General features: G+C 42.3%; 13 protein-coding genes. 3 read left to right on the forward strand and 10 right to left on the reverse strand.

The window, feature by feature from the left end:
- Both RHS_RS17890 and RHS_RS17895 read right to left on the reverse strand, forming a co-directional pair.
- Complete coding sequence (locus RHS_RS17890) at positions 1 to 843, reverse strand: carbohydrate ABC transporter permease (protein WP_047833949.1); 843 nt, start codon at positions 841 to 843, stop codon at positions 1 to 3.
- Positions 843 to 1,826 carry a carbohydrate ABC transporter permease gene (locus RHS_RS17895; protein ID WP_242849126.1) on the reverse strand — a complete coding sequence of 328 codons (984 nt, stop codon included), beginning with the start codon at positions 1,824 to 1,826 and terminating at the stop codon, positions 843 to 845. The genes RHS_RS17890 and RHS_RS17895 overlap by 1 nt, the downstream gene beginning before the upstream one ends.
- A gap of 122 nt (positions 1,827 to 1,948) precedes the next feature.
- Here RHS_RS17895 and RHS_RS31310 point away from each other — a divergent pair, with 122 nt between their 5' ends.
- Entirely contained in the window at positions 1,949 to 2,026 is a 78-nt protein-coding gene (locus tag RHS_RS31310; RefSeq protein ID WP_377145986.1) for a DUF6783 domain-containing protein, read from the forward strand.
- 29 nt (positions 2,027 to 2,055) lie between these two features.
- Here RHS_RS31310 and RHS_RS17900 read toward each other — a convergent pair whose 3' ends face one another.
- Positions 2,056 to 3,483, reverse strand: coding sequence for a sugar ABC transporter substrate-binding protein (locus RHS_RS17900; RefSeq protein ID WP_044289501.1), 1,428 nt, complete (start codon positions 3,481 to 3,483; stop codon positions 2,056 to 2,058).
- A gap of 506 nt (positions 3,484 to 3,989) precedes the next feature.
- On the opposite strand from RHS_RS17900, the gene RHS_RS17905 reads away from it, so the two are divergent.
- A complete protein-coding gene (locus tag RHS_RS17905; RefSeq protein WP_047833950.1) occupies positions 3,990 to 6,083 on the forward strand; it encodes an alpha-amylase family protein in 2,094 nt (697 codons plus the stop codon).
- A 126-nt stretch (positions 6,084 to 6,209) separates the two neighbouring features.
- Here RHS_RS17905 and RHS_RS17910 read toward each other — a convergent pair whose 3' ends face one another.
- Together RHS_RS17910 and tdh are read right to left on the reverse strand one after the other, a co-directional pair.
- On the reverse strand, positions 6,210 to 7,391 hold the full coding sequence (locus RHS_RS17910) for a glycine C-acetyltransferase (RefSeq protein ID WP_047833951.1): 1,182 nt from the start codon (positions 7,389 to 7,391) through the stop codon (positions 6,210 to 6,212).
- 1 nt (position 7,392) lies between these two features.
- Positions 7,393 to 8,445 carry an L-threonine 3-dehydrogenase gene (tdh, locus tag RHS_RS17915; protein ID WP_395022869.1) on the reverse strand — a complete coding sequence of 351 codons (1,053 nt, stop codon included), beginning with the start codon at positions 8,443 to 8,445 and terminating at the stop codon, positions 7,393 to 7,395.
- 209 nt (positions 8,446 to 8,654) lie between these two features.
- On the opposite strand from tdh, the gene RHS_RS17920 reads away from it, so the two are divergent.
- On the forward strand, positions 8,655 to 10,205 hold the full coding sequence (locus RHS_RS17920; RefSeq protein ID WP_047833953.1) for a nitrite/sulfite reductase: 1,551 nt from the start codon (positions 8,655 to 8,657) through the stop codon (positions 10,203 to 10,205).
- Positions 10,206 to 10,382: 177 nt separating this feature from the next.
- On the opposite strand, the gene RHS_RS17925 is transcribed toward RHS_RS17920, so the two are convergent.
- The 5 genes from RHS_RS17925 to RHS_RS17945 form a co-directional block, all read right to left on the reverse strand.
- Positions 10,383 to 11,426 (reverse strand): NAD(P)-dependent alcohol dehydrogenase, encoded by a 1,044-nt coding sequence (locus RHS_RS17925; RefSeq protein ID WP_047833954.1) that lies wholly within the window; start codon positions 11,424 to 11,426, stop codon positions 10,383 to 10,385.
- A gap of 40 nt (positions 11,427 to 11,466) precedes the next feature.
- Entirely contained in the window at positions 11,467 to 12,543 is a 1,077-nt protein-coding gene (locus tag RHS_RS17930; RefSeq protein WP_047833955.1) for a DUF4340 domain-containing protein, read from the reverse strand.
- Positions 12,544 to 12,670: 127 nt separating this feature from the next.
- On the reverse strand, positions 12,671 to 14,791 hold the full coding sequence (locus tag RHS_RS17935) for a glycosyl hydrolase (protein ID WP_047833956.1): 2,121 nt from the start codon (positions 14,789 to 14,791) through the stop codon (positions 12,671 to 12,673).
- A gap of 243 nt (positions 14,792 to 15,034) precedes the next feature.
- Entirely contained in the window at positions 15,035 to 15,364 is a 330-nt protein-coding gene (locus tag RHS_RS17940) for a hypothetical protein (RefSeq protein WP_395018678.1), read from the reverse strand.
- A 156-nt stretch (positions 15,365 to 15,520) separates the two neighbouring features.
- A partial coding sequence (locus RHS_RS17945; RefSeq protein ID WP_047833961.1) for an RNA-guided endonuclease TnpB family protein occupies positions 15,521 to 16,201 on the reverse strand: 681 nt, incomplete at its 5' end.

Consider the following 16,201-nt stretch of genomic DNA (forward strand, 5'->3'; position numbering starts at 1 on the left):
TTATTCTTTGACTGCTCCGGCAGTCATTCCTTCTACGATGAATTTCTGCATTCCGGCAAACATAATGGCTGTTGGAAGAAGTGCCATTACACCTCCTGCCATTAGAGCTCCCCACTGGACGCTGTATTTTCCAATCAGTGACTTTAATCCAACCGGAATCGTCCACATATCCGGCGTACTGATGAAAATAGTTCCTGCGATCAATTCGTTCCATGCACCGATAAATGCAAATACAAATACGGAAACAATCCCCGGGAACATAATAGGAAGAACAATTTTTATCAAAGATTTCATTTTCGTACATCCGTCAACCCTGGCAGCTTCTTCCAGCGTTACCGGAATCCTTTCGAAAAAGCTTCGCATAGTTACTACGCAGAACGGCACATTTACAATGACATAATAAATGAACAGCCCAACATGGGTGTTAATCAGACCGATCTTGGAAAATATGAGGTATAAGGGGATGATAACTAATATGCCGGGGATCATCTGTGTAACCAGAAAGAACAGCACCATCGCACCTTTTCCTTTAAATTTATATCTTGCCAGGGAATAACCGCCCAATATAGACAGCATGGTAACTACTAAGGCAGAAGAAACCGAGACAATTACACTATTCTGCAATAAAGAACCATAGTCGAACATCTCAAACAGTCCGGTATAATTTTCCGTTGTAAAGGTATGCGGAAAATAAGTGATATTTTGCATATCGATAATTTCCCCGTTTGTTTTAAAGGATGTAATGGTCATCCAATAAATCGGAAGTACCACAAGTGCAAGAAAAAATGCTAAAATAAAAAATCTTCCAAATCCTAATGCTCTTTTTTTTCCCGTTTTCTTCATTAGAAATCACCTGCCTTATTGTAATTTGTAGCACGCAGAAAGATGACTGCAAAGATGCCCAGAACAACCATAAGCAGCACTCCAATCGCCGCTGCAAACCCAAAGTCATAGGTTCCAAATGCTTTGGAATACATGTAAGCCGGAAGTGTCTGGGAAGTATTTGCAGGCCCCCCATTTGTAATAATGACTACCAGATCAAAGGAATTAAAGATCCAGATGGTACGAAGCAGAATGGTAGTAATAATAGTTGGTTTTATGTAAGGCAGTGTAATCTGAAAGTATTTTCGGATTGCTCCGCATCCGTCCACATCTGCCGCCTCATAAACGTCTGCCGGTATGGACTGCAGAGCAGCTAAAATCATAATTGCAAAAAATGGTATTCCCATCCAGATCATTGCCATAATGATAACCGCCAGGGATACTCCGGGTGTCCCAAGCCAGGCAATGGATTCCTTAATAATCCCAAGATTCAGCAGTATGTCATTTACCACTCCATATTCTCCATTAAAAGACCAGCGGAACATTAATCCTATGACAAATCCGGAAAATGCCCATGGAAGAAATACGATTGACTGATACAATCCTCTTCCCCTGAACTGCTTTTTCAGTGCCATTGCCAGAACCATCCCTAACAGGAACTGACCTGCCACAGAAATCAAAACATAAATCAATGTATTTTTTACAATCATAAAAGTATCGGTATCATCAAAGAGCTTCTTAAAATTTTCAATCCCATTAAAAGCAGCTTTTCCTGAACCGGTCAGCTTATAATCCTGAAATGCCATAATGAAACTATTAATCAGAGGATACCCAAACATAACTAACAGCAGTACAAATACTGGCAAAATAAATAAGTATGGCTCCATTTTGGATTTTGTCCGATTTCCTATCACAACTCTTTGACCGGACCTCACATGCATCCGCCAGAAAATGGCGCCGCAAACAACTACAACAATAACGAGGAATGCTATTAATACTCCCATCTTATCTCCCTTCCATTCTATCAGCCGGATTCACAAAGGGGACGGTTAAACCGTCCCCTCCCTGTGCTATATGACAGTTTATCTGCTACAATTATCTAATACGCCCCAAAGCGTGTCTGAAAATTCATTCCCGCCATCTTCATGCCCCACTTTGCGGCATATTTGTCCCGAATTCAGGTTACGTAGACCGGCGTGTCTGAAAACTGCTTTCTGCTTTATGGAAATTGCTTTACTGTAATGTTCTTGGGCTCTCTATGGCGGACCCTTCATTTGCAGCCAGATATTCCTTCATTCTCTTTGTTAACTCATTGGATATGTTATTCAGCACATCTTCTGCAGACTGTTTGCCCAGCAAATACTTCTGCATTTCTGCATGGAATGTATCCTGATGTAAATCGGTGTAGTTAAATGGTCCATACATTGGCGGAACGGTAAAATCAGGATCATTTAACTGGTTTAAGAATGCTGCATACGGTCCGTCTTCTCCATATGTGGGATCCTTGGATGCTTCTTTTTTGATTGGAATCAAGCCGCCCAGCTTACAATATTCAATATTGTTTTCCGGTTTTACAAGGTAGTCCATCAGCATCAGCGCTTCATCCGGATGTTCTGACTGGGCTGAAATTGTGTAGGAATAAGGACTGCTGGAAGTATTCAATAGCTTGTGGTCAACTGTAGATACCGGCATGGGCAGTACTCCCCACTGTTCCGGTTTCATATTGGTCTCACATGCTACGGCTACTTCTGAGTCATTGGAAATTGTGCCGGTTAATCCTCCTGTAAAGTTATCCACCATCTCTACAAATCCCCAGTTAATGGAATCTTCCGGTACATAGCCATCTTTGTATACTGCACACCATTTTTCAAATGCATCTACACATTCCGGCTTATTTAACAGGCAGTTTCCTTCTTCATCGTACACATAACCACCGGTAAATGTCTGTAAATAAACTAACAGCGGATCGAATGCTCCTCTTGCCCCTCTGAAAGAGTTGCCATATCTCTTTTTCTCTTTATCAGTCAATGCCTTTATTAAGTCAAAGTATGCCTCATAAGTCCAGTCGTCTCCGGTAGGAATCTCATATCCGATTTCCTCTACCCAGTCTTTGCGATAGAAAATACCCTTTACCATAAATCCATCCGGAATGGTATATATGTGTCCATAGTTTGCTTTTTCATTAACCCAGTTGCTTTTACTGATAATATCTACAAATTCATCTTTATGCTCTTCTGCATATTCATCAATGGGAAGTACCCAGTTGGATTCCGTAAACTGTCCCAGCCATAACGGATGGGTTGTCATTACATCCGGAAGCTGGCCTGATGTGCCAAGTACCGTCAGTTTATTAGCCGCATCATCCCAGGGTACACTTTCATAAGCCACGGTAATTCCGGTTTCGCCTTTGAATTTCTCAAAAACGCCTTCATAATATGCCTGTCTCTGTGGGCTTGGATTTACATCAATAAACCGCAGCGTAATATCCGACTTCTGCGTACCCGCTGCTTCCTTGCCACCTCCGGTCTCTCCTGCCTTTTCAGAATCTGCAGACTTTTCCGTGGTTTTGCCATCTGATTTCTGATTTGATCCGCCGCATCCGGGGATCATTCCCGTAACCATTGTTGCCGCCAATAAAACCGCTAAAATTCTCTTTTTCATAATACTGCCTTCTCCTTTTACTTTTTATAAAAATCATGTCCCCAAAACACAATTTTCACTGCCTGCACACATCTTCTGTGAAACAATCTGCCCTCCTTTATTCACTCTTTGCCGTTCTCTTTAATTGGTTTGACTGGTCTGACCAGTTGATATGCATATTATAGTATTTAGCAGCTCTTTTGTCAACGTAATTTTCATATTTTCTATTTTTTATCTTTCAATTACCCACTATTATTTTTAAATCTGACAACTTTGTAGATACATTTTAATTTTTTATAAATTCAATTTAAGGTTTTGTGTATTTATTTGTGTACAATTCAGGCTTTTATCAGGGATAAGGTGACAATATGGTAGATTAAATTTATGTTATTGACTTTCCCTCCCATCTTCTATATACTGGCAATAACACACACTCCTTTTTGCATGTACTCTTATCTGGATATTGATACTGGGATGCCGGTTCCATTTTGCCCAAGGGCATTTTATCCTGAAAGGAGATACCTAATATGAGCAGCAAATACAAGAACAGCAAGCGCTGTTATCTGATCGATCATCATTCCCCCCAACCTCCTGTTGTAACTTTAGACCAACTGAATATTACAGAATATGAGCAATTCTTTGATACCTCGCATATTGATTCCCTTATGGTTTACTGCAAAGACCACTGGGGTGTTACTTATTACGACAGTAAAGTGGAAGGCGCCCGGAAACATCAGGGCTTAAAGACGGACTGGATACAGGAAATCAGCACCGTTTTAAAGAAAAAAAAGATTGAATTTATTGCCTATTACTGCATTGAATACGATGAAGGTGCTGCAAGGCAGTTCCCTCAGTGGCGGGCAAGAAAGCCGGATGGCACTCCCCTGATCCGGGAAGATGAATTTGCCCGGTGGAGTTTGTGCTGTTATCAGACAGGTTACCGGGAGTACTGTCTGTCCCAGATGGAAGAAATTGTACAAAATTATAACCCGGATGCTTTATTTATGGATATTTTTGGGTCTTCTCTCTGTTATTGCGAGAAATGCAGGGAAAAGTTTCATTCGGCCTATGGCTATGACCTGCCTTCTGATGAGGCTGACATCCGATTGCATATGTCGGACATGATAGATTTCTTAGATGATAATGCCCAAGAATTTCTGCTGGATGTGAAGCAGCGCTTAAAAGCAGTGGATCCCGGTTTAGCCATAACCGTTAATTTCTCCTGCCATTATCCGAAACCGGTCAGAGATCTGCTGGACTATCAGTTTTCCGAACCTCTTCTAAAGGATAACTGGTTTTCTTCTGCTTATGCCAGAGATACCGCAATCGGACAATACCCTATCCTGGTTCCGGGAGAAGCCTCCCAGGTATATAACTACGATACAGTTTCCCAATATCTCTGTGACTTAAGCTCCATTGCAGCGCAGGGATGCCGGGTTGGCATGTACAGCGGTTCCCAGCACGCAGATGGTACTCTGGACATGGAAGAGGCAAAGCGGCTTGGTGTTGTTTACACTGCTCTGGAAGAAATGGAACCGTATTTAACAAACCGTACCCCGGTAAAATCCATTGGTATTCTGCAAAGTGACTGTTCCAAGGCTGTCAACATGCCAACGCTCAGTGCGGATGCCATTCTGCGGATGAAACGGCATAACCCGCATCTGAACGCCATTCTTGGCGCCATGCAGTTGTGTGAATATGCCAAGATCCCCTATAACATTCTGCCAGAGAGCTGTCTGACGAAATCTCTTCTGAAAGAATATGACATGCTACTGCTGCCGGAGGTCTATGTCATACAGTCAGCAACAGTTTCATTGCTGGAAGATTATGTGGCCGCCGGCGGCTGCCTTATCTCCTCCGGACAGACCGGACTTTGGAATGCCGATTCCACCCTGCGGGAGTGTTCTGCCCTGCACAGGCTGTTCGGATGCGGCCCCGCAAAAGTTCACCGGGAATATACTTCCAACCGCTGGTCCGCTTACCTGCGCCCAGATTCATCCCAGCCCTTTACCGGGCTCATCGCCTGCACCACCCCTCCGGTCAGCGAGCACTTTCTGGAGGTCGAAGCACTTTCTGAAAAAAGCAGCCAGAGTGCGGAATCTTCTATTATGGAAATGCTGCATTTTGACCTTCCCTGTGTATCATGCGATTCTGATCACTGGGTAAATTGGTGGAGCCCTCCGCCCGGTAAAAAAACAAATTATCCTGCACTTCTTCACCACCTCTTTCAAAAGGGGCATGTATTTTATCTGGCATTTGACTTTTTTACAATGGCGGGAACGGAAAAATACCCTTACACAAACGATTTATTTACCGATCTTTTATTAAAAGCCCAAATACAGCCGCCCGTCCGCCACAGAACGGATACGCCTGATATCATTCGGACTGCATTTTTTGAAACAGAAACAGAATATATCATACACCAGATTTCCATGCTGCCAAAACGCTTTCATGGAGATACTCCGCCGATTCCCGCAGGCGAAATCATGTTTAAGAATCCTGTGGAAAGTGCAAAACTGGTCTATCCACAGCAGGAAGATCTCACACTGTCAGGCAACGGAACCTGTGCAGCACTGCCTCCGTTTACCCTGCAGCAGATTATATTGTGTAAAAAGAAATAAAAGACAGATGCTGCTGCCGCTTTTATTGCGGCAGCAACATCTGTCTTAAATATCACTTGCTTTAAATATCATTTGCTTTAAATATCATTTGCTTTAAATATCACTTGCTTTAAAATTACATCTATGTTAAATTCCCATTTCTTCTTTTACCCGTTTAAAGCACTCTAATACAAAGTCCAGATCTTCCTTGCTGTGTGCAGCTGACACCTGGGTACGGATTCTCGCTTTTCCTTTCGGTACGACCGGATAGGAGAATCCTACTACGTATACGCCCAGTTCCAGCATACGCTCTGCTGCTCGTGCCGCAGTCACCGCATCGTAGAACATGACGGCTACAATAGGGTGGGTACTCTCTACGATGTCAAATCCCATTTTCTTCATCTCTTCACGGAAATAAGCCGTATTTTTATGGAGCTTTTCTCTGTGCTCCCCTTTTTCCTTTAACAGCTCAAGTGTCTTGATTGCACCGCAGGTAATTGCCGGAGCAAGAGTATTGGAGAACAGATATGGCCTGCTTTTCTGGCGCAGTAAATCGATAATTTCCTGCTTTGCACTGGTGTATCCGCCGCTGGCACCGCCCAATGCCTTGCCAAGTGTTCCTGTTATAATATCCACTCTGTCGGAAACCCCGCAATATTCCGGTGTTCCGGCTCCGGTGTCTCCCATAAATCCAACTGCATGGCTGTCATCTACCATAACCAAAGCATCGTATTTATCGGCAAGATCACAGATGGATTTCAAATCTGCAATAATGCCATCCATTGAAAATACGCCATCGGTTGCAATTAACCTGATCCGCATTCCCTGTGCTTCCTGCAGGCAGCGTTCCAAATCAGCCATGTCATTATTGTTATAGCGGAATTTCTTAGCTTTACACAAACGAACACCGTCAATAATGCTGGCATGATTTAGGCTGTCACTGATAATCGCATCCTGATCCGTCAATAAAGTTTCAAATAAGCCCCCATTTGCGTCAAAACAGGATGAGTACAATATGGTATCATCCATATGGAGAAATTCTGTAATGGACTTCTCCAGATCCTTATGAATCTTCTGGGTACCACAAATAAAACGTACGGAGGATAATCCGTATCCCCACTGGTCGTAGCTGCTCTTTGCCGCTTCGATAATCTCTTTATTATCTGCCAGACCCAGATAATTGTTGGAACACATATTTATGACGTTTTTTACCTTGTCGGTATCAATATGTCCTTTTTGTGGTGTCACGATCACTCTTTCATTTTTATATGTACCATCATTTTTAATTTCCTGTAATGTATCCTGAAAAATCTGATACGCTGCTTTCATCTCACACTTCCTCCATTCCTGCATTCGTCCAGTCTAATACTACTTTTCCACAATTACCGCTGTTCATTATATCAAACCCTTTTTCAAATTCCCGAAATGAAAATTTGTGGGTTAGTATCTTATCCAGTTTCAGTCCGCTTTGCAGCATGGACATCATCTTATACCAGGTCTCAAACATTTCTCTTCCATAAACGCCTTTGATGTCCAGGCATTTAAATACGACCTTATTCCAGTCGATTAATGTTTTGTCACTCTGGATTCCCAGCATTGCTACCCTGCCGCCATTGTACAGGTTATCCAGCATCATATTGAATGCGGATCCATTTCCGGACATCTCCAGACCAATATCAAAGCCTTCACAGATACCCAGATGTTTCATCACTTCCCTGATATCCTCTTTTGCCACATTTACCGGATAAACATATTCATCACATATTTCTCTTACCAGATGAAGCCGGTAATCATTAATGTCAGTAATAACAACATGTTTTGCACCTACATGTCTGCACACTGCAGCCGCCATAATCCCAATCGGACCTGCTCCCGTAATCAGAACATCCTCACCTACCAGATTGAAGGTAAGTGCCGTATGGACTGCATTGCCCAATGGGTCAAACGAGGAGCACAGTTCTTCCCGGATTCCTTTTTCGCATTTCACCACATTTGTTGCCGGTATGACCAGATATTCCGCAAATGCACCGGAACGGTTCACGCCGACTCCCTGTGTCTGTTTGCATAAATGCCACCTTCCGGCTTTGCAGTGACGGCAGGATCCACAGACAATGTGCCCTTCTCCCGACACAATATCCCCCAGCTTAAAGCCGGTCACTTCATCTCCCAGCTCTGCTACCTCACCTACAAACTCATGTCCGATAGTCAGCGGCGGTACTATCGTCTCCTGGGACCACTTATCCCAATTATAAATGTGCAGATCCGTTCCGCAGATCGACGTATAATGAATCTTAATCTTCACATCCGCCCTTCCTACTGACGGTACCTCAACTTTCTTTAAAACCAGCCCCGGACCCCTGGTTTCTTTTACAAGTGCATACATTTTTTTCTGCATACGTTCCCTCCTAAGAAGATATTTGTCTTTGTATCACGAACATATTTCAAGTTTTTGTCTTTCTCTCAAATACAAAATAGCATATTCTGTAAAAAAAATCAATAGGCATTTTAAAAAATTAAATTAAAACTTTTTATTACACATCGAATGGGATATAATATATTTTTAACAGACATATGAAATTGGAGGTAGTATAAATGGAATCCTGTAAACAACTGCTCAAAGATGAAATCCCCGCATTTCGCTCTGCAGGCCATGCTTTTTTAAACGGTGAAATTTCACGCATGGAATTCAAAGGAAAATCAGGTGGGATGGGCTGTTATGCCCAGAAAGAAAACGGCAAATTTATGATAAGGCTCAGAACACCGTCCGGAGTAATCAGCCGGGAACATTTTAATCTTATACTGCATTATGCAGATCAATATAATCTTGATAAAATACATCTCACAACCAGACAGGCTGTACAGCTGCATGACCTTTCTCTGGACGAGGTATGCGATATTATGGACAATGCCATCGACCATGGTCTCTTCACCAGAGGCGGCGGCGGAAATTTCCCGCGTAATGTAGCGCTTTCTCCTCTGGCAGGTGTGCAGAAGGGAGAACCTTTTGACGTGACACCTTATGCACTGCAGGTCGGGAGTTACTTTACGGTCAATGCTCCCCACTACAAGCTTCCCCGTAAATTAAAAGCAGCTTTTTCATCCGGTCCGGAAGATACCGCATGTGCAACTTTAACGGATATTGGATTTATGGCTATTGAAGAAAATAAAAAACCCATGTTCCGCGTCTGGCTTGCTGGCGGTCTTGGAAGCGGTCCGGCAGCTGGAATTCCATATGATGAACCAATTCCACCGGAAGATGTAATGTATCATATCGAAGCGATAACACAATTGTTTAAAGCAGAGGGCGATTATCAGAACAAATCGAAAGCCCGCATTCGATTTATCCCCAGACGAATGGGTGAGGAAAATTTCTTAAAAACTTACAGGGAATATCTCTTCCAAATAAAAGAAAAAGTAAAATTTGATGAAATAAAAGCAGAGCGCTCCGAAGAAAACCCATGGGAACCAGAACTCTCTCCGTCCAATATCTGCATACCCCAAAAACAGGCCGGTTATTACACCGTAGTTCTTCATCCCCTCTGCGGTCAGCTGGAAAAAAATGCACTTTTAAACTTGGCAGGACTTCTGGAAAAATGCCCCGATGCCGAACTTCGGCTGAGCATGAATGAAGAATTGTATGTACGCAATCTAAACAAATCCCAGGCAGAAGAATTTTTACATTTTGCAGAAAGTAAACTAATGACTACCAAAATACAAATGAGCGTAAGCTGCGTGGGAACGCCTACCTGTCAGATTGGCATTATGCAAAGCCAGTCTCTGTGCCAGGGTATCATAACGGAACTGAAAGAAGCCGGCATTCAGGAAGACGTACTGCCGTCCGTTCATATCAGTGGCTGCCCCAACAGCTGTTCCAGACACCAGATGGCGCAGATTGGATTTGCCGGTAAGAAAAAACGGGTCAATAACGAAGTAATTGATGCATTTGAAATTCAGGTAAATGGAAAGATCGGTGCAGATGTTACAGAAATGGGTGAGATTCTGGGCGTCATGGCTGCATCGTCTATCCCGGAATTCATGGCTGCCCTTGCCAAGAATCTGCTTACTGAGCAAAAAGATTTTACTCATTTTTATGAATCGAAAAGAGAAGCATTTATGGAATTAGCCGGGAAATATCTGATTTAACAAAAATATTCCCAAAACGAAAAGGGACATTGAAAATCTGCCTTTCCGGTAAACTTTGCAGTTAAAAAATATGGGACTTTCGGATGCTTTTTAATATCCAAAAACCCATATTTTTTACTTTAATATTTAATATTTTATCATTTAAATCAATATTACATCCAAGATTTTCTCTATAATTTATATTTTAATAACACCTTTCACTATATCTGCCTTATTTTCCACACTCTGCTCCAGCGCATCTGCAATCTCATCCAGTTCAAAAATATTTGTAACAATATCTTTAATTTTAATCTTTCCCTGAGCCACCGCTTCTATCGCCATCGGATAGATATTACGGTACCGGAAAACTGTTTTAAAAGTCAGTTCTTTATCTAATGCAGTACTAACCGGCAGGGTTAATTTTCCGGATGCACTGTAGCCAACCAAAACAATGGTGGAACCTTTTTTTGCCATCTGGATTAATTGTGTAGTTGTGATTTCTGTTCCAGCAGTTTCAATGGATAAATCACACCCTGCACCATTGGTCAATTCCATAATTTTAGCTGCAGCGTCTTCTTCTCTTCCATTTATGACTCCGTCTGCTCCTAATTCCAATGCCTTTTGAAGCCGTTTTTCCATTACATCCACCACATACACTCGTGATACACCCATAGCTTTAAGCGCCATCAGGCTTACCAGACCAATGCAGCCTGCCCCGGTAACTACTGCAGTCTGTCCGATACCTGCACCGCCCTGTATCGCTGCATGTAGCCCCACAGCCAGCGGCTCAATAAGCGCTGCTTCCATTGTACTCATATTATCAGGAATCGGAAAACAAAGTCCGGCATCATGTACGGCATATTCCTGAAATACTCCGTCTACAGGAGGCGTAGCAAAAAACACCACATCCGGACAAAGATTATATTTGCCGCTCTTACAAAATTCACATGTTCCGCAGGTCTTCCCCGGTTCCAGTGCAACACGGTCCCCAACTTTCAGATTCCTCACGTTACTTCCTGTCTCAACTACGATTCCTCCTGCTTCATGACCAAGTATAAATGGTGGTTCTACGATAAAATCCCCTATTCTTCCAGCTTCATAATAATGCAGATCGGAACCGCAGATTCCTACATACTCTACCTTTACCAATACCTCATTTTCTGCAGGCACCGGAATCGGCCGATTCGTTACTTCTACTTTTCGGATACCTGTCATAACTGCTGTCTTCATGATACCTTCCATGTTCTGTCCTCCCTGGATCCTGTGTCAGAATGTTGTTAATTTAAGCATTATGGAATGCTTCCTTCACTTGTTGTGCCAATAATTCCACATCTTCTTTTGATACGAGAAAAAATTCATTTTCATTTATACTTACCAGGCAGTATTCATCGTCATAGGGTTTAAAAGCAACCGTGATATCCGGCGCATTTTCCATATTCCTCTGAAAATCAATCTGTAAAACCGGCTTTTCTTCTTTTACTTTATCTGTCTTTTTATCTTCCGGCTCGCCCTTAACAATGACTCCCATCAATGCCTGATATAATGTTGAAAATGTTTTCTCATCAACTTCTTTTTTATCAAATGCATATTTTTTCTGTGCGGCATTCACATCTATAACATGTGAGCTTTCACCAGCATTTATTTCCACTTTATCCACTGTTGTATAGTCCACCAGACAGCAGATCTTCAAAATATAATCGTATGGATTTACCATGAGCACCGGATCTACCGCACTGGAAGAAATTTTATAAACGGTGTCAAATCCCTCGATCTGAGCATAATAATTGCCCTGTTCATCTTTCTTACCGAACTTAATCAGACAGGTAGTGTCCGGATTGGCATTGGCAGTATCCGACTCCGATTTCAAATCACAGTAATCTATGGCAATACTTGCCGCGGGGTCTGACAGTCCCGTGTCTTCCCCTTCTTTTAATTGAAAAGTATTGCTGAATTTCCACGCTGCAAGAGTATTATACAGATTGAACATTTCTTCCGTATCCACCATTACCAGTGATTTATATGGCGTAATAATATCCCAATACGCAAAATTACTTTTATATTCCCTTGGAGCATAGATTATTTCAAATACATCCTTTCCTCCCACAGAAATTGCAGCACGTCTGACTTCACTTGCGGCAAACTCAGGTTTTTCTGCGCTTTTAAGTTCTGTCTTCTGTTTGGTCGTATGCTCTTCTGACTCCTCCGCCACAGGAGCCTTAGATGTCACTGACTGCCCTTCCTTCTTACTGACAGCCGAAGTTTGTGATTCCTTTATTTCGCCAGAACTGCTGCACCCAAATGTACACACTGCCGCCGATATCATTAATAAGGCGATACCTAATAAATGTCGTTTTCTCATTTTAAGCCTCTTTTCTGCTTTAGAGCGTGTTTTAAATTTGCTTTCTGACAACTGAGCATCACACTTTCCGGGAGATTTGTTTCAAATGAAGGACACATGGCTATGTAAGATTGCCATGCTTTGTGACCTACAATTTAATCTTCAATTCCACTGGTGAACTGTGCATCAGCTGTACGCTTCTGTGATCCGGCTGGGAAATTCCGGCGTATAACGTAAATTCATCACTGTCTAAAACTCTTCTGCCATCTTCATCAACTGCTTTCAAAGCCGATGCCTGCACTCTTAACGTTACTTTTACCGTTTCTTCTGAAGCCAGAGCCACACGTTTAAATGCACACAGGCTATAATTTTTTACCGCCAAAGCAGATTTCATATCTTTCACATATACCTGGACCACCTCTTCAACCGCTGTACCGCCCCGGTTGGCAAGGGTTACCTCTACTTCAAAATCCTGATTTTTCTTCGGCATTATGGTAAATCCGGCTTCTTCCACTTCCACATTTCCGTATGTGAGACCATACCCAAATGGATACAATGCTTCTTCTTCCATATACCGATAGGTCCTGTTCTCCATGCTGTAGTCTTCAAAGGCCGGCATATGCTCCAGATTCCGGTAGAACGTTACAGGAAGTTTTCCGGAAGGTGATGCCTTACCGAATAACAGGTCGGCAATTGCTTTTCCTCCGCCTGCGCCCGGATACCATGCCTGCAGGATTGCATCTGCATGTTTGTCTGCATAACTTAAATCAATTGCACTCCCTGCCATCAGTACCACAATGGTTGGTTTGCCGGTTTCCAGGATTTTTTCTATCAATTCTTCCTGTACTGCGGGGAGCTTCAGATCTTCCTTATCTCCGGAACCCACATGGTTTCCCTGATCCATCTCTTCCCCTTCCAGCGTTTCATCCAAACCTACCACCAATACCACCACATCGCTGTGTTCCGCAACAATCTGTGCTTCCGATATTCGATCCTGATCCCATGCAAGGCTCTCTGTTTTACGGTTCCAGAGTCCGCTGCCTTCCGAATACAGAACACGGATATCGTCTCCCGCTTCATCCTGAATGCCTTCCAGTACTGTAATATACCTGGATGCCGTACCATGATAATTTCCAATCAGCGCCACACGGCTGTCTGCATTCGGACCAATTACACCAATTGTCTTAATCTCATTTTTCTTTAACGGCAATACCCCATTATTCTTTAGTAGAACTGCACTCTTTCTGGCTGCATCCTGGGCTAGTTGTATATGTTCCTTACATTCCACTACTTCGTATGGTATTTCATCATATTCACTTCCATCAAATAATCCAAGCAGATATCTGGTGGTAAACAGCCTCTCTGCTGCCTGGGTAATATCCTCTTCCGTTACCAGCCCATCCTGATATGCTTTTAAAATATACAGGTACGTAACTCCGCAATTCAAATCACATCCGGCCTTCAGCGCCAGTGCTGCAGATTCTTTTGCATCCTGGGTGATTCTATGATGTTCATGAAAATCTTTTATTGCCCAGCAGTCCGATACGAAATGCCCTTCAAATCCCCACTGTTCTCTTAAAATATCACGAATTAAAGTATTGCTTCCGCAGCAGGGTTCTCCATTTGTACGGTTATAAGCTCCCATTACTGACTCTACCCCTGCTTCTTTTACAAGTGCTTCAAATGCCGGAAGGTAGGTTTCTCCCATATCCTTCCTGGTGGCAACAGCGTTAAATTCGTGGCGCAATGCTTCCGGTCCGCTGTGAACGGCATAGTGTTTTGCACAGGCAGCCGTTTTCATCACCTCTTTGTCCCCTTGCAGCCCTTCTACAAATGCAACACCCAAACGGCTGGTCAGATAAGGATCTTCCCCATATGTTTCATGTCCCCGTCCCCATCTTGGATCCCGGAAAATATTTACATTAGGTGACCAGAAAGTAAGCCCCTTGTATATATCCCGATCTCCTTTTGCCGAATATGCATTGTATTTGGCACGTCCTTCTGTTGCAATGGTATCGGCGATTTTTTTCAACATTTCCTCGTCAAACATGGCCGCCATGCCAATTGCCTGCGGAAAACTGGTTGCCGTTCCCGCCCTTGCAACACCGTGAAGTGCTTCATTCCACCAGTTATATGCCGGAACGCCTAATCTTTTAATCGGCGGCGCATCATATTTTAACTGAGAGGCTTTTTCCTCCAAAGTCATCTGTGCTACCAGCTCTTTTGCTTTTTTTCTTGCTTCTTCCCTGTTTCTCATAAATATACCCATTGCATATTACAGGCCTGCCTGTAATACTGCCACAAATAAAACAGGTTGAAAGAATTACAGCGTGGCTTCCTTTCTATAAATAATTTTTCTTCCAACCTTATACTCCAACATTATCACATTTCTTGCTTGCAGTGCAACTATCTTCACGAGCACAATTTTATAAGTTAATAACACTACTATAACACAGGGAAAAATTGAATAACATTAAATAAAATGACCATTATCTATAAAATATTATCCTGTTTATTTATTGGTTCCCTCTTCCGTCTGAAATGGAACATCGTGGGATTCATATGCTTCTAATGCTGCTTTCGCTTCTTCTTCTGTCAGGTTATACTTGTCCTTTATTTTTTCTTTTATCTCTTCCGGTGATAAATAAAATTCCTGACAGATTGCGATTAAAATCTTTACAGCTTCCACTTTTGCCCTTTGCACTCCAAGTTCCATGCCCTTGCGCTGCCCAATCTCCATACCCTTGCGCTGCCCAAGCTCCATGCCTTCTGCAAAACTATCCCTTTTTTCATTCTCTATATGCCAATCCTCATCATATTCTGTTAAAATCACCTGCATCACCGTTGCCAAATCCTTATAGAACTTTATAAAGTTATGTTTAATTGCTCGTTCACCCTGTCCGATTTGGCTAAAAGCTACTTTCGTTTGCTATAACAGTCCAGAGCCTTAAATTCCCATACAACGAATGGTACATATTAGCATTTTCGTTAAGTGATATTACGCTAATTCGTATCTTGAAAGGTTTAATGATGCATTATAATCTCTGTCAATTATAAGACCACAACTATCACATTTGTAAACTCTTTCTGATAGTGAAAGTTTTTGTTTTTTGTTGCCACAACCACTACAAATCTTAGATGATGCGAACCATTTATCAGCTTCTATACATGCGATACCATTCCACTCACATTTGTATTGTATTTGTCTTTTAAACTCATACAGGCATTGCTGTGCAATCGCTTTTGATAAATGTCGGTTCTTCATCATATCTTTGATATTAAGTGTTTCCATAACGATTTGAGATGGTTTGGTTTTCACTATCCTGTTCGTTGCCTGGTGCAAGTGATTCACTCTTATGTTGGCTAATCTTCTATGCAATAACTTTATTTTTCTTTCAAGTTTTATAATGTTACTTGTTTTGACATACTCCTTTCCATTTTTATTTTGTTGGTATTTGTTAGATACCTTGCGTTGTAACCTACGCAGTCTTTTCTCCATTTGCCTGATAACTCTTGTCCTATTGATATTTTTGAATGTCATGCCGTTACTACAAATGGCCAGGTCTTTGATGCCAACATCAATACCTATGCTTTCTCCGGTAAGTTCTACATATGGCTGTTCTTGGTCCAACCCTATGGACAAATACCAATACTTCCCGTCAAACGAAATTCTGGGGTT

The sequence above is a fragment of the Robinsoniella sp. RHS genome, from assembly GCF_001029355.1.
GTDB classification, from domain to species: domain Bacteria; phylum Bacillota; class Clostridia; order Lachnospirales; family Lachnospiraceae; genus Robinsoniella; species Robinsoniella peoriensis.